Origin of the sequence: Streptomyces sp. NBC_00440 (assembly GCF_036014215.1) — a bacterium.
GTDB lineage: Bacteria > Actinomycetota > Actinomycetes > Streptomycetales > Streptomycetaceae > Streptomyces.
Map to the genome: position 1 here is coordinate 5,631,857 of NZ_CP107921.1, position 21,803 is coordinate 5,653,659.

Genomic DNA, 21,803 nt, shown 5'->3' on the forward strand with positions numbered 1-21,803 from the left:
CCGCTGCCGCGAACACCGATCGGCGCGCGGGCCGGGGAGAGAGGCCCGCGCGCCGTCCGGCTACGAGAAGTGCGACAGGGGCACCTCGAACACGGTGCGGTGGCCCTGGAGTTCGGTCAGACCCCACAGGGAACCGCCGCCCCAATAGGTCAGGTTCTCGGCGTCCTTGGCCCACGGAGTGCGCTTCTTCTGGTGCCGGGGATTCCCGTCCCAGCTGTAGAGGGTGCCGTAGTCGTCGGCGTGGGAGGTGGAGAAGTAGTAGCGCCCACCGTGGTACAGCACTCCCTGCCCGGCCGGGTGTCCGGCCGGGTCCGGTGAGGAGTATCCGGTGACCGGACGGGCTCAGAAGTCGTCGTCGAAGGAGACCGAGCCCTCGACCGCGACCTGGTACGCCGAAGGGCGCCGCTCGAAGAAGTTCGTCAGCTCCTGCACGCCCTGCAGCTCCATGAAGGAGAACGGGTTCTCCGAGCCGTACACCGGGGCGAAGCCCAGCCGGGTCAGCCGCTGGTCGGCGACGCACTGGAGGTACTCGCGCATCGACTCCGTGTTCATCCCCGGCAGCCCGTCGCCGCACAGGTCCCGGCCGAACTGCAGCTCCGCCTCGACCGCTTCGCGCATCATGTCGGTGACCTGCTGGCGCAGCGCGTCGTCGAAGAGCTCGGGCTCCTCCTTGCGGACCGTGTCGACCACCTCGAACGCGAAGTTCATGTGCATGGTCTCGTCACGGAACACCCAGTTGGTGCCGGTCGCCAGGCCGTGCAGCAGCCCCCGCGAGCGGAACCAGTACACGTACGCGAAGGCGCCGTAGAAGAACAGCCCCTCGATGCAGGCGGCGAAGCAGATCAGGTTCAGCAGGAAGCGGCGGCGGTCCGCCTGCGTCTCCAGCCGTTCGATCTTCTCCACCGAGTCCATCCACCGGAAGCAGAACTGCGCCTTCTCGCGGATGGAGGGGATCTCCTCGACCGCGTCGAAGGCCGCCGCGCGGTCCTCCGGGTCGGGCAGATAGGTGTCGAGCAGCGTCAGATAGAACTGGACGTGCACGGCCTCCTCGAACAGCTGGCGGGAGAGATACAGCCGCGCCTCGGGGGAGTTGATGTGCTTGTAGAGCGTCAGCACCAGGTTGTTGGAGACGATCGAGTCGCCCGTCGCGAAGAACGCGACCAGCCGGCCGATCATGTGCTGCTCACCCGGCGACAGCTTGGCCAGGTCGCTCACGTCCGAGTGGAGGTCGACCTCCTCGACCGTCCAGGTGTTCTTGATCGCGTCGCGGTAGCGCTCGTAGAAGTCCGGGTAGCGCATCGGACGCAGGGTCAGCTCGAAGCCCGGGTCCAGCAGGTTCTTCGCGGTCTTCAGGGTGTCGTCACTCATTACTGGCAGGCCTCGCAGGACTCGGGGTTCTCAAGGGAGCAGGCGATGGCGTCCGCGTCGGCGGCGGCCGGATCCTGCTGTGCGGGGATGGTGGCTGCGGCGGTGGCGGAGCGCGCCGCCCGCGCGATGCGTGTCGCCGGACGCGAACGCAGGTAGTACGTGGTCTTGATGCCCTGCTTCCACGCGTACGCGTACATCGAGGAGAGCTTCCCGATGGTGGGCGTCTCCAGGAAGAGGTTCAGCGACTGGCTCTGGTCGATGTACGGAGTACGGGCCGCCGCCATGTCGATCAGACCGCGCTGCGGGATCTCCCACGCCGTGCGGTACAGCGCCCGGACCTCCTCGGGGATCCAGCTGAAGCCCTGCACCGACCCGCTGGCCTCGCGCAGCGCCTCACGGGACTGCGCGTCCCAGACGCCCAATTCCTTCAGCTCGTTCACCAAGTACGCGTTGACCTGGAGGAATTCACCCGAGAGCGTCTCGCGCTTGAAGAGGTTGGAGACCTGCGGCTCGATGCACTCGTACACCCCGGCGATCGAGGCGATGGTGGCGGTCGGCGCGATGGCGAGGAGCAGCGAGTTGCGCATCCCGGTCTTCGCGATCCGGGCGCGCAGTGCGTCCCAGCGCTCCGGCCAGGTCAGCTCGGTCGCGTAGTGGTCGGGGTGCAGGACCCCGCGCGCCGCACGGGTCTTCTCCCAGGCCGGCAGGGGGCCCGCGGCCTCGGCGAGGTCGCAGGACGCCTCGTAGGCGGCGAGCATGATCCGCTCGGAGATCCGGGTGGAGAGCGCCTTCGCCTGTGGCGAGTCGAAGGGCAGCCGCAGCTGGAAGAAGACGTCCTGGAGCCCCATCAGGCCCAGGCCCACCGGCCGCCACTTGGCGTTGGAGCGGCCCGCCTGCTCGGTCGGGTAGAAGTTGATGTCCACGACACGGTCGAGGAAGGTGACCGCGGTGCGAACGGTCGCGTCGAGGCGCTCCCAGTCGAGCGAGTCGCCCGAGACGAACGCGCCGACGTTGACCGAGCCCAGGTTGCAGACCGCGGTCTCGCCGTCGTCCGTCACCTCCAGGATCTCGGTGCACAGGTTCGACGAGTGGACGACCGAGCCGGGCTCGGCGGTCTGGTTGGCCGTACGGTTCGACGCGTCCTTGAAGGTCATCCAGCCCTGGCCGGTCTGCGCGAGGGTGCGCATCATCCGCCCGTACAGCTCCCGCGCGGGGATGGTCTTCCTGGCCAGCCCGTCGGCCTCGGCCTTGCGGTAGGCGGCGTCGAAGGCGTCGCCCCACAGATCGGTCAGCTCCGGCACGTCGGCGGGCGAGAACAGCGACCAGGTGCCGTCCGCGTCGACCCGGCGCATGAACTCGTCGGGCACCCAGTGGGCCAGGTTGAGGTTGTGCGTACGCCGGGCGTCCTCACCGGTGTTGTCACGCAGCTCCAGGAACTCCTCGATGTCCGAGTGCCAGGTCTCCAGGTAGACGGCGGCGGCGCCCTTGCGCCGGCCGCCCTGGTTCACCGCGGCGACCGAGGCGTCGAGGGTCTTGAGGAAGGGGACGATGCCGTTGGAGTGCCCGTTGGTGCCGCGGATCAGCGAACCGCGGGAGCGGATACGGGAGTACGAGAGGCCGATGCCGCCCGCGTGCTTCGACAGCCGCGCCACCTCGTGGTAGCGCCCGTAGATCGAGTCCAGCTGGTCGAGCGGCGAGTCCAGCAGATAGCACGAGGACATCTGCGGGTGGCGGGTGCCCGAGTTGAAGAGCGTGGGGGAGGAGGGCAGATAGTCGAGACGGCTCATCAGCCCGTACAGCGCGGCCACCTCGTCCAGTGCGGCCGCGGACTCGTCGGCGGCGAGACCGCAGGCGACCCGGAGCATGAAGTGCTGGGGCGTCTCGATGACCTGGCGGGTGAGCGGGTGGCGCAGCAGATAGCGGCTGTAGAGAGTGCGCAGCCCGAAGTATCCGAAGCGGTCGTCGGCCCCGGTGTCGATGGTCGCGTCGAGCCGCTCGGCGTGCAGCCGTACGAAGTCGGCCGTACGGTCGGCGATCAGGCCCTCGCGGTGTCCGACGGCGACCGATGAGGAGAACGACACCGCGCCCTGTCCGGCCGCCTCGTCCGCGATGGTCCGGGTGAGCAGCCTGGCGGCGAGCCGTGAGTACGCGGGGTCCTCGGAGATGAGACCGGCGGCCGCCTCGGTGGCCAGCTCCCGCAACTCGGCCTCGTCCGACGCCGCGTTGCGCCCGCGCAGGGCGGCAGCGGCGACCTTGCCGGGGTCGGTGTCGGTGAGATCGGCGGTGAGGTCGGTCAGGGTCCGCAGAAGTACGGTTCCCGGGGCATCCGACACCTGCTCGGAGACAGGTGCGGTGGGCGCGATGGTCACGGTGCGCTCTCCCTCGCTCGGCTGGGGCCGGCGGGGGCACGGGTGCGTACGGGCACAGCAGAGCAGCACACCGCACAGCATCCGCAAGCCCAACCGCGAGGCCCGGACGTTTCCCATCCGGTTCGGTCGAGCCGGATGCGCCGTCGGCAGGTCCTCGGACTCCACGGTGCGCGAAAGCGCACTGATCACACCGTTGCGGGACAGTTCCGGATTCGCACCGGATTCCCCTGCGGCGACAGCGAGCATGAGCATACATGTGGGGTGCCCGCCGGAAAGCACCCCCCATATGTTGTGTCGTGGAGGACGGAAGGGAGGGGCGGGGGCGGCATGGCGAGGGGCCGCCGCAGCTCCCGGGAGGGAGGCGCGGCGGCCCCTGGCGGAGCCTGCGGCTCAGTGGCAGGCCCTACGGCTCAGTGGGTGGGCGTGCGGGCTCAGTGGGCTGCCGGGGCGGCTTCTGTGGCCGGCGGGAGCTCCACCTGGACGCCCTCGTCACCGGCGTCCGCCGTGTAGTCCTCCGGGGAGGTCTCGTCGATTCCGGCCGGTGCCTTCACCGCGTTGAGCACGACGGTGAGCACCAGCGTCACCACGACGTTCAGCACGAACGCCGTCAGACCGATGTAGCCGATCTGCCCGATGCCCGGGATCTCCTTGGAGGAGCCGCCGAAGTGCGCCTGGGTCGGGCTCGCCACACCGTATGCGGCGAGCGTGCCGTACACCATGCCGACCGCCCAGCCCGCGAGCAGCGCCCAGCGGTGGAACCAGCGGGTGAAGAGCCCGCCGACCAGCGCCGGCATCGTCTGGAGGATCCAGATGCCGCCCAGCAGCTGGAAGTTGATCGCCACCGTCGGGTCCATGGCGAGCACGAAGAGCAGCGCGCCGACCTTCACCACGAGCGAGACCAGCTTGGAGACCTTGGCCTCCTGGGCAGGGGTCGCGCCCGGTTTGATGAAGTCCTTGTAGATGTTGCGGGTGAAGAGGTTCGCCGCAGCGATGGACATGATCGCGGCCGGTACCAGCGCACCGATGCCGATGGCCGCGAAGGCCACGCCCGCGAACCAGTCGGGGAACATGTTCTCGAACAGCTGCGGGATCGCCAGCTGGCCGTTCTTCACCTTGATGCCCGCGGCGATCGCCATGAAGCCGAGCAGCGCGAGCAGCCCCAGCATCAGCGAGTACAGCGGCAGGATCGCGGTGTTGCGGCGGATCACGTTGCGGCTGCGCGAGGAGAGCGTCGCCGTGATCGAGTGCGGGTACATGAACAGCGCGAGCGCCGACCCGAGTGCCAGCGTGGCGTAACCCCACTGGCCCGCCGCGCCCGGTGCGAGCGCCCCGCGCGGCTTGCCCGTCGCCGGGTTGGTCTGCGAGAACGCGTGGCCCGCCTTGGCGAAGATGTCGTCGAAGCCGCCGAGCTTGATGGGGATGTAGATGATCGCCACCAGGATGACGATGTAGATCAGGCCGTCCTTGACGAACGCGATCAGGGCCGGGGCCCGCAGCCCCGACGAGTACGTGTACGCGGCGAGCACCGCGAACGCGATCAGCAGCGGGAGGTCCTTGACGAACCAGTTGCTGCCCTCACCGCCGACGCCCATGACGTCGAGCACTGCCTGGATGCCGACCAGTTGGAGGGCGATGTACGGCATCGTGGCGAGGATGCCGGTGACCGCGACGGCCAGCGAGAGCCCCTTCGAGCCGAACCGCCCCCGGACGAAGTCCGACGTCGTCACGTACCCGTGCTTGTGCGAGACCGACCAGAGCCGCGGCAGGAAGGTGAAGATCAGCGGGTAGACCAGGATCGTGTACGGCACGGCGAAGAACCCGGCCGCACCCGCCGCGTAGATGGCGGCGGGGACGGCGACGAAGGTGTACGCCGTGTAGAGGTCGCCGCCGAGCAGGAACCAGGTGACCCAGGTGCCGAACGACCGTCCGCCCAGGCCCCATTCGTCGAGGGTGGCCGCGTTGTCGGCGCGGCGCCAGCGGGCGGCCAGGAAGCCGACGACCGTGACGGCCACGAAGAAGAAGATGAAGACGCCGAGCGCGACGCCGTTCACACCGTCCTTCATGCGGACGCACCCCCCTTGCGGGAGCGCTGGTCACGCTGCCACAGCTTGTACGCGGTCATCGTGAGCGCCGTCGAGATGAGCACCCAGAGCATCTGGTACCAGTAGAAGAACGGGATACCGATGAAGGCCGGGTCCACCTTCGCGTACGAACTCACCCAGAGCATGGCGACAAAGGGTGCGATCAGGCATACCGCGATGATCACGCGCACCGGCGTGATCACCGGTCTTTTCTCGGGCATGGTGCGGTCCGTCCCCTCACTGAGCACCTGGTACAACGCGCAGGAAATCTAGGCGAGGATGCTCATGCGGCGGAAGCCCTATCCGCATACCGGAACGGCAACACCGTTCCTCCTGGGGGATTTGGGCGGAGAGTGCCGTTTCCGCTGGGTGTTGGACCGGACCAGTCCCCTTCGCCTCAGTCGGTCGGCCGCCGCAGCCGTGCGACGCTGTGCCTGCCCGGGGGGCGACCCCCGGACCCCCGGCCTCAGGCGGCCTCAGTCGGTCGGCCGCCGCAGCCGTGCGACGAACTTGTAGCGGTCGCCGCGGTAGACCGAACGCACCCACTCCACGGGTTCGCCCCGCTCGTCGACCGAGTGGCGCGAGAGCATCAGCATCGGGAGCCCCACGTCCGTACCGAGCAGCCCGGCCTCCCGCGGGGTGGCCAGTGACGTCTCGATCGTCTCCTCGGCCTCGCCCAGCCGGACGTCGTACACCTCGGACAGCGCGGTGTAGAGCGAGGCGTACTTCACGAGCGAGCGGCGCAGTGCGGGGAAGCGCTTGGCCGACAGGTGCGTCGTCTCGATGGCCATCGGCTCACCGCTCGCGAGCCGCAGCCGCTCGATGCGCAACACCCGTCCGCCGGCCGTGATGTCGAGCAGTCCCGCGAGGGTGTCGTCCGCGGTGACATAGCCGATGTCGAGCAGCTGGGACGTGGGCTCAAGACCCTGCGCCCGCATGTCCTCGGTGTACGAGGTGAGCTGCAGGGCCTGCGAGACCTTGGGCTTGGCCACAAAGGTGCCCTTGCCCTGGATGCGTTCCAGCCGGCCCTCCACGACCAGCTCCTGGAGCGCCTGCCGCACTGTCGTGCGCGAGGTGTCGAACTCGGCGGCCAGAGTCCGCTCCGGTGGCACCGGTGTGCCCGGCGGCAGCGTCTCCGTCATGTCGAGCAAGTGACGCTTGAGCCGGTAGTACTTGGGCACCCGCGCGGTGCGGCCGGGCGCCGCGTTCTCCGTCTCGGTCGTCCCCCCGCCGGTGCCCATGGCCTGCCTTCCCGAGTGCTGCGCTGCTGCCGTCACCGGCTCCTCCGTCTGTCGCGGCTCACATGGTGGCACGGTCCGGTCATGGGACGACGCCCTCCCTCAGGTGTCGGTCCGATAACGGACACGACAGCCTTTCTTATACACCCTTGACACCCCAATAGGTCTAGGCCAAGCTCCCGGTACTGGTCTAAACCATTAAAGACCAGGTCCCAGCCCCACGGGCAGTACCGGTCGCACTGGTTGCGGCAGAACGGCGTTCTCGGGTGGTGGGGGGAATGTTTTTTGCATCCCTGAGGAGGGTGTCGTGAAGCGCGGACTCATCGCGGCGATCGGTGTGGCGGCAATGCTGGCAAGCGTCGCGGCCTGTGGCTCGGACGACAGTAAGGACAGCAAGAAGGCGGGGGCCGACGGCTACAAGGGGCAGACCCTGACCGTCTGGGCGATGGACGGCTCCACGCCTCCCGGCTGGACGAAGGACCTCAAGGCCGCCTTCAAGAAGAAGACCGGCGCCACGGTCCAGTTCCAGACGCAGAAGTGGGACGGGATCCAGCAGAAGATCACCACCGCTCTCTCCGAGTCGACCCCTCCGGACGTCATCGAGGTCGGCAACACCCAGACCCCGGCGTACGCGGCGACCGGCGGCCTCGCCGACCTCAGCGACCTGAAGAGCGAGATCGGCGCCGACTGGACGCCGTCGCTCAGCAAGTCCTCGGTCTACCAGGGCAAGTCGTACGCCGCGCCCTGGTACTTCGCCGACCGCGTGGTCATCTACAACAAGAAGGTCTGGGCGGACGCCGGCATCACCGGCACCCCGAAGACCCGCGCCGAGTTCTTCAAGGACCTCGACGCGATCAAGAAGAAGGGCCAGGCCGAGCCCATCTACCTGCCCGGCCAGAACTGGTACTTCTTCGACGGCCTCACCATCGGCCAGGGCGCGGACCTCGTCAAGAAGGAAGGCGACAAGTACGTCTCCAACCTCGCCGACCCCAAGGTCTCCGCCGCCATGGAGCTCTACAAGAAGTACCAGTCGTACTCCAAGGCGCCCAAGGACAAGGACGAGGCCACCCCGCAGCAGGCCGAGGTCTTCGCCAAGGGCAACGTCGGCGCCTTCGTCGGCATGGGCTGGGAGGCCGCTACGGCCATCGCGGCCAACAAGAAGATCGAGAAGGACATCGGCTACTTCACCATCCCCGGTGAGACGGCCGCCAAGCCCGAGGGCGTCTTCCTCGGCGGCTCGAACTTCGCGGTGGCCGCGGCCAGCAAGAAGCAGGACCTCGCCAAGGAGTTCCTGAAGATGGCGCTCGGGGACAAGTTCGAGGGCGCGCTCGCCAAGGAGAGCGGCATCGTCCCGAACAAGGCGTCGCTCGACTCCAACCTCAAGGGCAACGCCGCCGGTGAGGCCGCTGCCCCCGCCGCCGCGACGTCGGGCGGCACCACCCCGCTCATCCCGCAGTGGGCCGCCGTGGAGAACGAGCCCAACCCGATCAAGAGCTATATGACCTCGGTCCTCACCGGGAAGTCGCCGGCCGCCGCCGCGGCCTCCGTCGAGGGCGAGATCAACAAGCGCCTGGCGCAGAAGAGCTGACCGCAGACGCCGGGGGCGGGCCACCGCCCCCGGCGTCCCCGCACGGATCTCGACCGTACGGCCCAAGAAGAGATGGCGAGCATGTCAGTGCAGACCGATCAAGCGGACTCGGTCCCCAAGGCCGGCCCCCGCAAGGAAGACGCGCCGCCCGGCGGCCCGGCGGCGGCGCCCAGGAGGAGAGCCGGGAGCGCGGGGCCCTATCTGCTCCTGCTGCCCGCACTGCTCGCCACCGCGGTGCTGCTGGGATACCCGCTGGTCAAGAACGGCATGCTGTCGTTCCAGAACCTCAACCCGCGCCAGCTGATCCTCCACCTGACCGAGTGGAACGGCTTCTCCAACTACCAGGACGTCCTGGGCGGCTCGGACTTCTGGAAGGTCGTCGAGCGGTCGATCTTCTTCACCGCCGCGAACGTCGTGCTGATCATGATCCTCGGCGCGCTGATCGGCCTGCTGCTCGCCCGCCTCGGCAAGAAGATGAGGCTGCTCCTGATGCTCGGCCTGGTGCTCGCCTGGGCCATGCCGATCATCGCGGCCACCACCGTCTACCAGTGGCTGTTCGCCCAGCGCTTCGGTGTCGTCAACTACGTACTGGACAGCCTCGGCTGGCACTCGATGGCCGCCTTCAACTGGACCGGCAGCCAGCTCTCCACCTTCTCGGTCGTGACGCTGCTGATCGTCTGGCAGTCGATCCCCTTCGTGGCGATCAACCTCTACGCCGCGTCGACGACCATCCCGAAGGAGCTGTACGAGGCCGCGTCGCTCGACGGCGCCGGGGCCTGGAAGAGCTTCACCTCGGTGACGTTCCCGTTCCTCAAGCCGTTCCTGCTGGCCACGACGTTCCTCGAAGTCATCTGGGTCTTCAAGTCCTTCGCCCAGCTCTTCGCGATCAACGGCGGCGGCCCCGACCGGCTCACCGAGACCCTGCCCGTGTACGCCTTCGTCGAGGGCGTCGGGAACCAGCACTTCGGCATGGGCGCGGCCATCTCGTTCCTGACGATCATCGTGCTGCTCGTGCTGACCGGCTACTACCTTCGCACCGTACTGAAGCAAGAGGAGGACGAGCTGTGAGGCGCTCACTGTTCGGCCGGTTCTGGCCCAACGCGACGGCGATCATCCTCTTCGTGGGCTTCGCCTTCCCCGTCTACTGGATGTTCAGCACGGCCTTCAAGCCGACCGGCGACATCATCACCGACACCCCCGTGTGGTTCCCCACGGACTTCACCTTCTCGCACTTCAGCAAGGTCCTCGGCGCGGACCACTTCTGGACGCTGGTGCGCAACTCCGTGCTGGTCACCGTCATTTCGGTGCTCTCGTCGCTGGTGATCGCGCTGCTCGCCTCGTTCGCCATGGCGCGGATGCGCTTCAAGGGCAAGCGCGGGGTGCTGCTGACCTTCATGATCGCGCAGATGGCGCCCTGGGAGGTCATGGTCATCGCGGTCTACATGCTGGTCCGGGACGCGGACATGCTGGACAGCCTGGTCCCGCTGACGGTCTTCTACATGATGATGGTGCTGCCCTTCACGATCCTCACGCTGCGGGGCTATGTGGCCGCGGTGCCCAAGGAGCTGGAGGAGTCCGCCATGGTCGACGGCTGTACCCGCCCCCAGGCGTTCGTGAAGGTGATCCTCCCGCTGCTCGGCCCCGGACTGATGGCCACCTCGCTCTTCGGCTTCATCACCGCGTGGAACGAGTTCCCGCTGGTGCTCATTCTCAACAAGGACATCGGGTCGCAGACGCTTCCGCTGTGGCTCTCCCAGTTCCAGACGGCGTTCGGCGACGACTGGGGCGCGACCATGGCGGCCTCCTCGCTCTTCGCCATCCCGATCCTGATCCTCTTCGTCTACTTGCAGCGCAAGGCGGTCAGTGGTCTCACCTCCGGTGCAGTGAAGGGATAACGGCGCTCCATGACGACCACCACCACGGGCACGGACAAGCTCACCCGCGACGCCCTCGCCGTCCTCCAGCCCGGCTTCGCCGGCACCACGGCCCCCGACTGGCTGCTGCGCAGGATCGGCGAAGGGCTCGCCTCCGTCGGCCTGTTCGGCCGCAACGTCACCAGCGCGCCCCAGGTCGCCGCGCTCACCGCCCAGCTGCGGGCCGAGCGGGACGACATCCTCGTCGCGATCGACGAGGAGGGCGGCGACGTCACCCGCCTCGAAGTGCGCACCGGGTCCTCCTTTCCGGGCAATCTCGCGCTCGGCGCGGTCGACGACCCGGAGCTGACCCGGGCCGTCGCGCGCGAACTGGGCCGGCGGCTGGCCGACTGCGGGGTCAACCTCAACTGGGCCCCGTCGGCCGACGTCAACTCCAATCCGGACAACCCGGTCATCGGCGTACGGTCCTTCGGCGCCGACACCGCGCTGGTCGCCCGGCACACCGCCGCGTACGTCGAGGGGCTCCAGGCCGCCGGAGTCGCGGCCTGCACCAAGCACTTCCCCGGCCACGGCGACACCGCCGTCGACTCGCACCACGCGATGCCCCGGATCGACGTGGACCTCGCGACGCTGCACGCCCGCGAACTCGTGCCGTTCAGGGCCGCGATCGCCGCAGGTTCCAAGTCGGTCATGAGTGCGCATATCCTGCTTCCCGCACTCGATCGTGAGCGCCCGGCGACGCTGAGCCCGCAGATCCTCACCGGGCTGCTGCGCCGCGAGCTCGGTTACGAGGGGCTGATCGTCACCGACGGTATGGAGATGCGCGCCATCGCGTCGACGTACGGCATCGAGCGCGGCAGCGTCCTCGCCGTCGCGGCGGGCGCCGACGCCATCTGCGTGGGCGGCGGCCTCTCGGACGAGGGCACCGTACTGCGGCTGCGCGACGCACTGGTGGCGGCGGTACGGACGGGCGAACTGCCCGAGGAACGGCTGGCGGACGCCGCCGCGCGCGTACGTGCGCTCGCGGGGTGGACACGCCGGGCCAGGGGGGCTTCGGAGCCGGGCGCGGCGTCGCAGGAGGGGACCGCGCCCGGCACCGATATCGGGCTGGTCGCGGCCCGCAGGGCGCTCCGCGCCACCCCGTCGGACCACCCGCCGCTGACCATGGCCCCGTATGTCGCCGCCTTCACCCCGGGGGCGAACATCGCCGTCGGCGACGAGACCCCGTGGGGCATCGCCGCCGAGCTGGGCGCGCTGCTGCCCGGCACCGGGACCGGCGGGTACGGAGCCGACAGCGCACCGGCCGACGTGCTCGCGGCGGCAGGGGAGCGCACCATCGTCGCGGTCGTCCGCGACGCCCACCGCCACCCGTGGATGACGGCCGCGCTGGACGCGCTGCTCGCGGCCCGGCCCGACACCGTCGTGGTCGAGATGGGCGTGCCGCGGGCGGAGCCGCGCGGGGCGCTGTATTTGGCGACGCACGGCGCGGCGCGGGTCTGCGGCCGTGCGGCGGCCGAGTTCATCGCGGGCGCCGGGCGGTAACGGACCGGGCGGAGCGAACCAGAAGGGCCGGGCACCCGCGAGGTGCCCGGCCCTTCTGGTTCGTCCCGCTTGCCCGGCTGTCCCGCTACAGGCCCTGCCACTCCGGCTTCGAGGCGTACGTCGCACGGAAGTAGTCGGCCAGCTTCAGCTTGGACGCCGCCGCCTCGTCCACGACGACCGTCGCGTGCCGGTGCAGCTGGAGCGCGGAGGCGGGCACCACGGCGGCCACCGGCCCTTCGACGGTCTGCGCCACGGCTTCGGCCTTGCCCTCACCGGTGGCCAGCAGCACCACATGGCGGGCCTCCAGGATCGTCCCGATGCCCTGGGTGATGACGTGGTGCGGCACCTGGTCGATGTCACCGTCGAAGAACCGGGCGTTGTCGACCCGGGTCTGCTCGGTGAGCGTCTTGATCCGGGTACGGGAGGCGAGCGAGGAGCAGGGCTCGTTGAAGCCTATGTGCCCGTCGGTACCGATGCCCAGGAGCTGGAGGTCGACCCCGCCGGCCTCGGCGAGCGCCCTGTCGTAGGCAGCGCAGGCCGCTGGGATGTCCTCGGCCGAACCGTCGGGGCCCATGAACGAGGCCTCGGTCAGCCCGAGCGGTTCCACGACCTCGCGCAGCACCACCGACCGGTACGACTCGGGGTGCCCGGCCGGCAGTCCCACGTACTCGTCGAGCTGGCAGATCCGGGCCCTCCCCGGGTCGACGGCCCGCGCGCGCACCTTGGCGGTCAGTGCCTCGTAGACGGGCAGCGGGGTCGATCCGGTGGCGACACCGAGCAGAGCGTCGGGCTTGCGGCGCAGCAGGCCGGCCATGGCCTCCGCGATGACTTCGCCGCCTGCCTTGGCGTCCGGGACGATGACAACTTCCACGCTGAGCCTGCCGATCTGGAGAGTGCAAACAAGTGGTATAGACCAATCTAGCAGAGCGTGCCCTTCCCGCCAGGGGTTCCCCCCTCACCTCATGCCCTCATCTCATGTTCGGCCGAAGGGGCGTGGGCCGCATGTGGATCGCGGGGCGCGGGCGGGCGCGGGCGGGCGGCGGGGGACGATGCGCGCGGGCATCGTCCGGAAACGACTGCGGGCCGCGGCGCCGGTGCGGTCGGGACCCTCAGCCCGGCCGTACGGCACCGCAGCCCTCAGCTGCATCGGCCGTCAGGTGTGCGGTGCCCGGCGGCCGTGGGGAGGACTTGGCGCAGTCAGGGCAGAGAGCGCCGCGTACCTCGTCTCCACTCTCCTGTGCGGGGAGAGTGGAAGTCTTTGCACGCACATTGTGGACTAGACCATTTGCTCATGTCCATGCGTACGGCAGAAAGAATCCGGCGGGTACGCTCACACACGTGCCCTCCATGAACGATCTCGTACGCCAGCACACCGCTCTGGGTGACACCGACCTTGAGTGGCTGCACCTGCTGGTCTCGGAGTGGCAGCTGCTCTCCGACCTGTCCTTCGCCGATCTGGTGCTGTGGGTGCCCACCCGCGACGGCACCCGCTATGTGTCCGTGGCCCAGATGCGGCCGAACACCGGCCCCACCTCCTATCAGGACGACATGGTCGGCCATCTCGTTCCACGCGGCCGGCGTCCGCTGCTCGACGCCGCGCTCGACGAGGGGCGGATCGTGCGCGAGGGCGACCCGGAGTGGCGCGAGGAGGTGCCGGTACGGGTCGAGTCCATCCCCGTACGCCGGGAGGGCCGGGTGCTCGGGGTGATCGCCCGCAACACCAATCTCCTCACCGTCCGTACCCCTTCGCGCCTCGAACTCACCTACCTCCAGTCGGCGTCCGACCTGGCCCAGATGATCGCTGCGGGATCGTTCCCCTTCCCGGGCCAGCAGGTCGACATGGACGCGTCCCCCCGGGTCGGGGACGGGATGATAAGGCTCGACGCGGACGGGGTGGTGCTGTACGCCAGCCCCAACGGCCTCTCCGCCTACCACCGTCTCGGGCTCGCGTCCGACCTGGTGGGCCAGCACCTCGGCCAGCTGACCACCGACCTCGCGCCGTCCCGCGGCCCGGTGGACGAGGCCATGGTCAAACTGGCCAGCGGCTACGCACCGAGGGAGACCGAGGTCGAGGGGAACGACGGGGTGATCCAGCTCCGCGCCATCCCGCTCTCCCCGAAGGGCACCCGGATCGGCTCGCTGGTGCTGCTGCGGGACGTCACGGAACTGCGCCGTCGCGAACGCGAGTTGATCACCAAGGACGCCACCATCCGGGAGATCCACCACCGGGTGAAGAACAACCTCCAGACGGTGGCGGCACTTCTGCGCCTCCAGGCCAGGCGGATGGACTCGGACCGCGGCAGGGAAGCGCTCAACGAGGCGGTGCGGCGGGTCGGTTCCATCGCGATCGTCCACGAGACGCTCTCCCAGAATCTGGACGAACGCGTCGAGTTCGACGAGATCGCCGATCGCGTCATCGCGATGGTGTCCGAGATCTCACCGGGCAAGGTCGACTGCCGTCGTACCGGCCGCTTCGGCATCCTGGACGCCGAGGTCGCCACCCCGCTCGCCATGGTGCTGACCGAAGTCCTGCAGAACGCGCTGGAGCACGCCTTCGGGCCGGGCGAGCTGGGCACCGTCGAGGTCTCCGCCGTCCGGGGAGGGCTGCGCGAGGACGCCAGGCTGCTCATCACGGTGCAGGACGACGGCCGCGGACTGCCGGACGGGTTCGACGCGAAGACGGCGGGGAACCTGGGGCTCCAGATCGTACGGACGCTGGTGGAGGGGGAGTTGGGCGGCTCGTTCGACATGGTCCCGGCTCCCGGGCGCGGCACCCATGTGGTACTCGACATACCGGTCCCGGGCGACGCGTAGGCCCGCCCGGGACGGGCGCCCCACCGGCACAGCGCCCACCGACACAACCAGCACACGGAGATGAGCCCCGGACCACTTCGGTCCGGGGCTCATCTCTGTGTGCTGGGGGAGAGGAACTCTCCCGGTGTTCTCTTACTGCGTGCGCATCGGGGGTACTGCGCGCTGCGGTTCGGGGGCGACGGTGGTGCGTACTCGCTGTACGCGCGCCGCCTGGCTCAAGCTCGTGTAACAGGGTGGTCAGGCGGTCGCGTTACGCGCCCGGTTGCGAGCGGCACGGCGCTTCATCGCGCGGCGCTCGTCCTCGCTGAGGCCACCCCAGACGCCGGAGTCCTGGCCGGACTCAAGCGCCCACTGCAGGCACTGCTCCATGACGGGGCAGCGGCGGCAGACGGCCTTGGCTTCCTCGATCTGCAGCAGCGCGGGACCGGTGTTGCCGATGGGGAAGAACAGCTCCGGGTCTTCCTCACGACAAACGGCGTTGTGACGCCAGTCCATGGCTGCTACCTCTCTTAGGGTGTTGCGTGCTGGTTGCTTGTGAATGTGAACGCTTTCACGAATCCCCCGACAAGTGAAGGGCCGGCTTCCAGATGACCTGGTTGCGGTCCTGTGTGTTGAGGAGGGGTTCTGGCTTTCAGGGAGGCCGGTGTTGCGGGCCGTCCCGAGCGCCATGTAGAGATTCGCAAACCTCAGCGGCGGATACAACCCCTTCTGGAAAGTTTTTTTTGATTCCTCGGTGTCGGCTAGGTCACAGCCGTACTTCCATGGGGTGGATCCCAGCCCAAACGTTCGAGTTAAAGGACTTTGGGTCCTTCCACTCACACAATCACACGCAGTGCACGGCGTACGCCTGTGAACGTCACGCTCGTACGCAGTCCCAGGTGGTCGCCGTCCATCTGGAAGGGGAGCCGGACCTTGGAATGCAAGGAGAAGTCGGTCAGGTCGTGCAGTGAAACCGCGTGCTTTCCGTGGGGGCCTCGTTCGGGCGTCGAAGTGAGCAATTGAGTAGCGAAACGTGCCACATGAGCGGGTGACATTTTCGACAGTCCCAGCACATCGAGCGCGGTGTCGAAGGAGGCCTCGGGGGATGCGTACATCGGGCGATTGCCCAGGTAGGTATAGGGGGACGTGTTGCAGATTATGGACATCACGAGATCCGTGACCGGGTCCTCACCCGGGCGTTCCAGGGTGATCGCGCCGTGCCTGCGGCTGGGCTCGTCGAGGAACTGGCGGACGACCTGACGCACATAGAGGGCGTGCGTGGACCGCTTTCCGCGTTCCCTTTGCTGTTCGACCCGGCCGACGACACCCGCGTCGAACCCGAGTCCGGCACAGAACGTGAACCAGCGCGAGGGGACCCCTTCGTCCGCCGTGCCCGGGGTGCCGGCCGCCAGGCCCAGGCCGACCGTCCGCTCGCGGCGCTCACGCAGCGCGTCCAGAAGTGCGCCGGTGGCCTCCACCGCGTCGTTGGGCAGGCCGAGCGCGCGGGCGAAGACATTGGTGGAGCCGCCGGGGACGACCGCGAGGCCGGGCAGCCCTTCGAGGTCGGGGCCGTGGTGGAGCAGTCCGTTGACCACCTCGTTGACCGTGCCGTCACCGCCGAGCGCGACGACGAGGTCGATGTCGTCGCTCTCCGCGGCCCGCCTGCCCAGGTCACGGGCGTGCCCCCGGTACTCGGTCGTGACCGCCTCCAGCTTCATCTCGCTGGCGAGTGCGTGGAGCAGTACGTCACGTGTGCGGGCACTGGTGGTGGTTGCTGCCGGATTGACCACGAGGAGTGCGCGCATGACCAGAAGATTACCTACCGCACGGAACCGGGCCGAGCCCCGGCCTCGATCCGGCCCCCACGGTGCCCGCTACCCTGCAGGGGTGAGTACCGACCAGACCGCAGAGCAGCCCAGCGGACCCCGCCCCACCCGTCTGACCGCCGCCGCGGCGCTGGCCGCGCTGGAAGGGGCGGCGCTGGCCGCCGGGGGGCTCTATGTGATCGGGCAGGGAGTGTTCGCCGACGGCGACAGCCCCGGGCAGTCCGCACTGGCCGGTCTGACGCTGATCGTGCTCGCCCTCATCCCGCTGATCGCTGCCCGTGGACTGCTGCTCCGCCGCAGCTGGAGCCGGGGCCCCGCGATCGTCACCCAGATCATCGCGCTGCCCGTGGCCTGGACGCTGCTCTCCGCGCAGGGTGCGCTGATCCCGGCGGGTGCGGTGCTCGCGGTGGTGGCCCTGGCGGCGCTCGTCCTGCTGGTGAACCCGACGACGGCCAAGGCGCTGGGGATCAGGGGAGCGCGGGGGGCGTAGGGCCTGTCGTCAAAGTGCCGCCTGCCGCGCGGCGTCTGGCACGCTCGCGGCGTTGCCGAAATGCCCTAGTAGCTCCGCTACGAGAACATTCCGGCGCCTTGCGATCGCACGCACCAGACGCCGCGCGGCCGCCCTTCGGGCAACGACGGCACTTTGACGACAGGCCCTAGGCGACGCCCATGCCCCCCGGCTGCTGTGTCTACTCCTCGACGAGCAGGCGCTCCCGCAGCTGCGCCAGTGTCCTGGCCAGCAGCCGCGAGACGTGCATCTGTGAGATCCCGACTTCCTGGGCGATCTGCGACTGCGTCATGTTCCCGAAGAACCGGAGTAGCAGAATCCGCTTCTCTCGCGGGGGCAGATCCTCCAGCAGCGGCTTGAGCGACTCGCGGTACTCGACGCCTTCGAGCGCCTCGTCCTCCGAGCCCAGGGTGTCCGCCACCGCGGGCGACTCGTCATCCGTGTCGGGAACGTCCAGTGACAGGGTCGAGTACGCGTTCGCGGATTCCAGGCCCTCCAGGACCTCTTCCTCCGAGATGCCCAGCCGCTCCGCCAGCTCATGGACCGTGGGAGCCCGTCCGTGCTGCTGGGAGAGCTCCGCGGTGGCCGTGGTCAGCGAGAGCCGCAACTCCTGGAGGCGGCGCGGCACCCGGACCGCCCAGCCCTTGTCGCGGAAGTGCCGCTTGATCTCGCCGACCACCGTCGGTGTCGCGTACGTGGAGAACTCCACCCCGCGGTCCGGGTCGAACCGGTCCACCGACTTGATCAGACCGATCGTGGCGACCTGGGTCAGATCGTCCAGCGGCTCTCCGCGGTTACGGAAGCGGCGGGCCAGATGCTCGACCAGCGGCAGATGCATCCGCACCAGCCTGTTGCGCAGTTCGGCCTTCGCGGGCGAACCGTCCGGGAGCTCGCGCAGCTCGATGAAGAGCGCCCGCGCCCCGCTGCGGTCCCGCGGGTTGTGCTGCTCGTGGTGCTCGTGATGCTCGCTCATGAGGCCCGCCTGATCCGCCGACTCCAAAAGGCCTTCCACCGGATGCGGCCGGGCCTGTTGCTCCGGGATGTCCCCCGTGCCCAGCGCCCGCGCGCCGCGCTCGTCGTCCCGCACCGGTCCGTCCCCGTTCACGCCGGTCCAGGTCCAGCGCCGCGCTGTTTGTACAGACTGATGCTGACCGTACGGTCGTCGGCCACCGTCGACTCGACCTTGCCCGCCAGCGCCGAGAGCACTGTCCAGGCGAAGGTGTCGCGCTCCGGTGCGCGGCCGTCCGTGGTGGGTGCGGACACCGTCACTTCGAGGGAGTCCTCGACGAGGCGGAACACGCAGCTCAGTACGGAGCCCGGCACGGCCTGCTGAAGCAGGATCGCGCAGGCCTCATCGACCGCGATGCGCAGATCCTCGATCTCGTCGAGGGTGAAGTCCAAACGTGCTGCGAGGCCGGCCGTGGCCGTACGCAGCACAGACAGGTAGGCACCCGCAGCGGGCAGCCGGACTTCCACGAAGTCCTGGGTCCCGGGCTCGCCTGCGATCTGGGACACCCTCACCTCCAAGGTGGCACAAGCTCGTTCATGGTCGGGGAAATTCTGCTCCCGCGACCGTGCGTGACATGGTCGCTTCCTGACGCCGTGACGCTATCGCGATCCAAGGTTCCCTGTCGCCAGGACCCCCACCCCACGACTGTCACTCATGGTAAGCCCATGAGTACATACGGTCGCCAGGGGTGTGCACATCCGATTACGGGCGCTGTGATTCTCCGGAATGTCCGGCGGCTCCGCGGGGTTCCCGGGGTGCTTCGGCCAACTGGAAAGACGCAGCGAACGGTTGACGTACCCAGAGCTCAGACGATCGAACCGTCGACAAAGCACCACCGCCAGCTCTCTCCCGGCTCGAAACTCCGCATCACCGCGTGCCCGGTCTCCTTGAAGTGCCCGGTGGCGTGCTGGTACGGGGACGAGTCGCAGCAGCCCACATGCCCGCACTCCAGGCACAGGCGCAGCTGTACGGGATGGCTCCCGATGGCCAGGCACTCGGGACAGGTGTCACTCGACGGGACCGGCTGGGGGCGCGGCAGTTCTGCAACATGCTGGCACTCGCTCATGATTGCCAGGTTACGACGGACCGGGACCGAGGGCGGGGAGACCCATGGACGCATTGCCGCTGGTGGCACTGGTGGCGGGCAGCGCGGCGGTGGCGGGCATCGCACGCCGGACACCGGTGGCGGCGCCGCTGCTGCTGGTCGCGGTCGGGCTCGGCGCCGCGTATCTGCCATGGGTGCCCGAGTACACGCTGGATCCCGGGGTCGTCCTGCCGCTGGTGCTGCCGCCGCTGCTCCACACCGCGGCCGTCGACTCCTCGTACCTGGATCTGCGGGCCAATCTGCGGCCCGTCGCGCTGCTCTCGGTCGGCTATGTGCTGTTCGCGACCGTGGTGGTGGGCTGGCTCGCCTATCTGATCGTGCCGGATCTCTCGCTCACCGCGGCCCTGGTGCTCGGTGCGGTGGTCGCGCCGCCCGACGCGGTGGCGGCCACCGCCATCGCCCGGCGCCTCGGGCTGCCCTCCCGGCTCACGACGATCCTGCAGGGCGAATCGCTCGTCAACGACGCGACCGCGATCACCGCCTACAAGGTGGCGCTGGCGGCCGCGGTCGGCGCCGGGGTCTCCTGGGCGGAGGGGCTCGGCGAATTCGCTCTGGCGTCGGTCGGCGGAATCGGTGTCGGCCTGGTCCTGATGGTGCCGCTGCACTGGCTGCGCACCCACCTCAAGGAAGCGCTGCTGCAGAACACCCTCTCGCTGCTCATTCCCTTCGTCGCCTATGCGGCGGCGGAGCGGGTGCACGCTTCGGGGGTGCTCGCCGTGGTGGTCGTCGCGCTCTATCTGGGACACCGTTCCTGGCAGGTCGACTTCGCCACCAGGCTCCAGGAGGAGGCCGTTTGGAAAATGGTTTCCTTCATTCTGGAATCGACGGTCTTCGCGCTGATCGGCCTGCAATTGCCCTTTGTGCTCCGGAGACTCGGCGCTTACGGTGCAGGGGAGGCCGCCTGGTATGCGGCGGTCGTTTTCGTGATCGTCGTGGTGGTGCGCTTCGTCTGGGTCTTTCCCGCCACTTTCCTGCCGCGCATGCTCTTCAGCGGGATCCGGGAACGCGAACCCGATACGGACTGGACCGCGCCGGTCGTCATCGGCTGGGCGGGAATGCGCGGCGTGGTCTCGCTCGCCATCGCTTTCTCGATCCCGCTGACCGCGCACGGCGCACCCTTCCCGTCCCGGAACCTGGTGCTCTTCCTGACCTTCACGACGGTGATCGCGACCCTGGTCGTCCAGGGGCTCTCCCTGCCGCCGCTGATCCGGCTGCTGAAGATCCCGGGCCGTGACGCGCACGCCGAGACGCTCGCCGAGGCCGAGGCGCAGAACGAGGCGTCGCAGGCGGCCGAGAACCTGCTGAACTCGATGCTCGCCGAAGAGGACAACGGCCTCCCGGAACCGCTCGCCGACCGGTTGCGCACCGTGATGGCGCGGCGTAGGAACGCGGTCTGGGAACGGCTCGGCACGGTGAACGAGCACACCGGCGAGAGCGCCGACGACACCTACCGGCGGCTCGCACGGGCGATGATCGGCGCCGAGCGCGAGGTCTTCGTCGAACTGCGCGACCGGAGGAGCATCGACGACGAACTCCTCAGGACGCTGCTGCGCAGGCTGGATCTGGAGGAGGCGGCCGCCTACCGCGAGGAGGAGACGGGCTGACCTGTGATGACGGCGGCCACCCGGGTGCCCGGCGGGAAGGCGCCGTCGGCGGCCAGCTCCGTCAGCCCGTACAGCATCTTGGCGACGTAGACCCGCTCGACGGGGACTCCGTGCCGCTCCTCGAATCCGATGGCGAAGGCTTCGAGTTCCGGTGGCGTGCGGGCGTAACCGCCGAAGTGGAACCGGTCGTCCAGCCGCCAGTCACCGGTCCGGGCCCCGAAAGTGGCCTGCTGGAGCGTCGCGACCTCAGTGGGGAGGAAGCCGCCCTTCAGGACGGGGAAACCGATGGCGCGCTGGTCCGCCGTGAGGCCGGCCGCCAGTCCCGCGAGTGTGCCGCCCGTGCCTACGGCCACCGCGACGGTGTCGGCGAGCCCGTGCAGTTCCCGGCCGAGCGCGCCGCAGCCGTGCACAGCCGCGGTGTTGCTGCCGCCCTCGGGTATGACGTACATCCCGGTGGTGTCGAGACCGGCCGGGACCGCCTTGGCCCGGTAGGCCGTGCGGTCCACGAAGTGCAGCCGCATACCGTCGGCCGCGCACTGCGCGAGGGACGGGTTGAGCGGGCGGTGGGCCAGCTCGTCCCCGCGTACGACACCGACGGTCGGGAAGCCGAGCAGCCGGCCCGCGGCGGCGGTGGCCCGCAGATGGTTGGAGTACGCGCCACCGAACGTCAGCACGGTCCGCCCGGCTGCTGCCGTCAGATTGGGTGCGAGTTTCCGCCATTTGTTGCCCGGCAGATCGGGGTGGATCAGGTCGTCACGTTTGAGCAGCAGCTGTACGCCGTGCCGGGCGAAGCGCTCGTCGTCGAGCGGCTCCAGCGGCGACGGCAGCAGCGGTCGCAGCCGGTCGTGGCCGGGGTCTCCAGGGGGCATGGGCCCATTGTCCGCCCCGGGGGTCCGGC

The 21,803-nt window shown here is 69.1% G+C and carries 20 protein-coding genes and 1 riboswitch; of the genes, 7 read left to right on the forward strand and 13 right to left on the reverse strand.

Going from position 1 to position 21,803, the window contains the following annotated elements; genetic code table 11:
• Positions 1-60: 60 nt before the first annotated feature.
• The 6 genes from OHB13_RS25370 to OHB13_RS25395 all read right to left on the reverse strand — a co-directional run bounded on the left by OHB13_RS25370 (position 61) and on the right by OHB13_RS25395 (position 7,059).
• Positions 61-282, reverse strand: coding sequence for a hypothetical protein (locus OHB13_RS25370; protein ID WP_328378612.1), 222 nt, complete (start codon positions 280-282; stop codon positions 61-63).
• 60 nt (positions 283-342) lie between these two features.
• On the reverse strand, positions 343-1,368 hold the full coding sequence (locus OHB13_RS25375; RefSeq protein ID WP_328378613.1) for a ribonucleotide-diphosphate reductase subunit beta: 1,026 nt from the start codon (positions 1,366-1,368) through the stop codon (positions 343-345).
• Entirely contained in the window at positions 1,368-3,737 is a 2,370-nt protein-coding gene (locus OHB13_RS25380) for a ribonucleoside-diphosphate reductase subunit alpha (RefSeq protein ID WP_328378614.1), read from the reverse strand. Before OHB13_RS25380 ends, OHB13_RS25375 begins: the two co-directional genes overlap by 1 nt.
• 128 nt (positions 3,738-3,865) lie before the next feature.
• Positions 3,866-3,989, reverse strand: a riboswitch (cobalamin riboswitch).
• 179 nt (positions 3,990-4,168) lie between these two features.
• On the reverse strand, positions 4,169-5,800 hold the full coding sequence (gene mctP, locus OHB13_RS25385) for a monocarboxylate uptake permease MctP (protein WP_266853237.1): 1,632 nt from the start codon (positions 5,798-5,800) through the stop codon (positions 4,169-4,171).
• Positions 5,797-6,039, reverse strand: a complete 243-nt coding sequence (locus OHB13_RS25390; protein ID WP_266853235.1) for a DUF3311 domain-containing protein — start codon at positions 6,037-6,039, stop codon at positions 5,797-5,799. The genes mctP and OHB13_RS25390 overlap by 4 nt, the downstream gene beginning before the upstream one ends.
• 255 nt (positions 6,040-6,294) lie before the next feature.
• Positions 6,295-7,059, reverse strand: coding sequence for a GntR family transcriptional regulator (locus tag OHB13_RS25395; RefSeq protein WP_328380386.1), 765 nt, complete (start codon positions 7,057-7,059; stop codon positions 6,295-6,297).
• A 304-nt stretch (positions 7,060-7,363) separates the two neighbouring features.
• Between OHB13_RS25395 and OHB13_RS25400 the strand changes: the two genes are divergently transcribed.
• The 4 genes from OHB13_RS25400 to OHB13_RS25415 all read left to right on the forward strand — a co-directional run bounded on the left by OHB13_RS25400 (position 7,364) and on the right by OHB13_RS25415 (position 12,060).
• A complete protein-coding gene (locus OHB13_RS25400; protein WP_266853233.1) occupies positions 7,364-8,644 on the forward strand; it encodes an extracellular solute-binding protein in 1,281 nt (426 codons plus the stop codon).
• 81 nt (positions 8,645-8,725) lie between these two features.
• A complete protein-coding gene (locus OHB13_RS25405; protein ID WP_266853231.1) occupies positions 8,726-9,712 on the forward strand; it encodes a carbohydrate ABC transporter permease in 987 nt (328 codons plus the stop codon).
• Positions 9,709-10,539 (forward strand): carbohydrate ABC transporter permease, encoded by an 831-nt coding sequence (locus OHB13_RS25410; protein ID WP_328378615.1) that lies wholly within the window; start codon positions 9,709-9,711, stop codon positions 10,537-10,539. The genes OHB13_RS25405 and OHB13_RS25410 overlap by 4 nt, the downstream gene beginning before the upstream one ends.
• Before the next feature lie 9 nt (positions 10,540-10,548).
• A complete protein-coding gene (locus tag OHB13_RS25415; protein WP_328378616.1) occupies positions 10,549-12,060 on the forward strand; it encodes a glycoside hydrolase family 3 protein in 1,512 nt (503 codons plus the stop codon).
• An 85-nt stretch (positions 12,061-12,145) separates the two neighbouring features.
• On the opposite strand, the gene nagB is transcribed toward OHB13_RS25415, so the two are convergent.
• Entirely contained in the window at positions 12,146-12,931 is a 786-nt protein-coding gene (gene nagB, locus OHB13_RS25420; RefSeq protein WP_266853226.1) for a glucosamine-6-phosphate deaminase, read from the reverse strand.
• 476 nt (positions 12,932-13,407) lie between these two features.
• Between nagB and OHB13_RS25425 the strand changes: the two genes are divergently transcribed.
• Complete coding sequence (locus OHB13_RS25425) at positions 13,408-14,874, forward strand: sensor histidine kinase (RefSeq protein WP_328380387.1); 1,467 nt, start codon at positions 13,408-13,410, stop codon at positions 14,872-14,874.
• Positions 14,875-15,111: 237 nt separating this feature from the next.
• On the opposite strand, the gene OHB13_RS25430 is transcribed toward OHB13_RS25425, so the two are convergent.
• Both OHB13_RS25430 and OHB13_RS25435 read right to left on the reverse strand, forming a co-directional pair.
• Entirely contained in the window at positions 15,112-15,369 is a 258-nt protein-coding gene (locus tag OHB13_RS25430) for a WhiB family transcriptional regulator (protein ID WP_004937597.1), read from the reverse strand.
• A gap of 320 nt (positions 15,370-15,689) precedes the next feature.
• Positions 15,690-16,658, reverse strand: a complete 969-nt coding sequence (locus OHB13_RS25435; protein ID WP_266853225.1) for a diacylglycerol/lipid kinase family protein — start codon at positions 16,656-16,658, stop codon at positions 15,690-15,692.
• An 82-nt stretch (positions 16,659-16,740) separates the two neighbouring features.
• Between OHB13_RS25435 and OHB13_RS25440 the strand changes: the two genes are divergently transcribed.
• A complete protein-coding gene (locus tag OHB13_RS25440; RefSeq protein WP_323183646.1) occupies positions 16,741-17,169 on the forward strand; it encodes a hypothetical protein in 429 nt (142 codons plus the stop codon).
• Positions 17,170-17,368: 199 nt separating this feature from the next.
• Here OHB13_RS25440 and OHB13_RS25445 read toward each other — a convergent pair whose 3' ends face one another.
• From OHB13_RS25445 to OHB13_RS25455, 3 genes are all read right to left on the reverse strand, one after another.
• Positions 17,369-18,292 (reverse strand): RNA polymerase sigma factor SigF, encoded by a 924-nt coding sequence (locus tag OHB13_RS25445; protein ID WP_371535369.1) that lies wholly within the window; start codon positions 18,290-18,292, stop codon positions 17,369-17,371.
• The gene (locus OHB13_RS25450; RefSeq protein ID WP_327295308.1) at positions 18,289-18,702 is read right to left on the reverse strand and encodes an anti-sigma regulatory factor; all 414 of its coding nucleotides are present in this window, start codon (positions 18,700-18,702) and stop codon (positions 18,289-18,291) included. The genes OHB13_RS25445 and OHB13_RS25450 overlap by 4 nt, the downstream gene beginning before the upstream one ends.
• A gap of 299 nt (positions 18,703-19,001) precedes the next feature.
• The gene (locus tag OHB13_RS25455; RefSeq protein WP_266853221.1) at positions 19,002-19,262 is read right to left on the reverse strand and encodes a UBP-type zinc finger domain-containing protein; all 261 of its coding nucleotides are present in this window, start codon (positions 19,260-19,262) and stop codon (positions 19,002-19,004) included.
• A gap of 44 nt (positions 19,263-19,306) precedes the next feature.
• On the opposite strand from OHB13_RS25455, the gene OHB13_RS25460 reads away from it, so the two are divergent.
• Entirely contained in the window at positions 19,307-20,905 is a 1,599-nt protein-coding gene (locus OHB13_RS25460; protein WP_328378617.1) for a Na+/H+ antiporter, read from the forward strand.
• On the opposite strand, the gene OHB13_RS25465 is transcribed toward OHB13_RS25460, so the two are convergent.
• Entirely contained in the window at positions 20,881-21,774 is an 894-nt protein-coding gene (locus OHB13_RS25465; RefSeq protein WP_328378618.1) for a 1-aminocyclopropane-1-carboxylate deaminase/D-cysteine desulfhydrase, read from the reverse strand. The two genes, OHB13_RS25460 and OHB13_RS25465, sit on opposite strands and share 25 nt — an antisense overlap.
• Between the last annotated feature and the right edge of the window lie 29 nt (positions 21,775-21,803).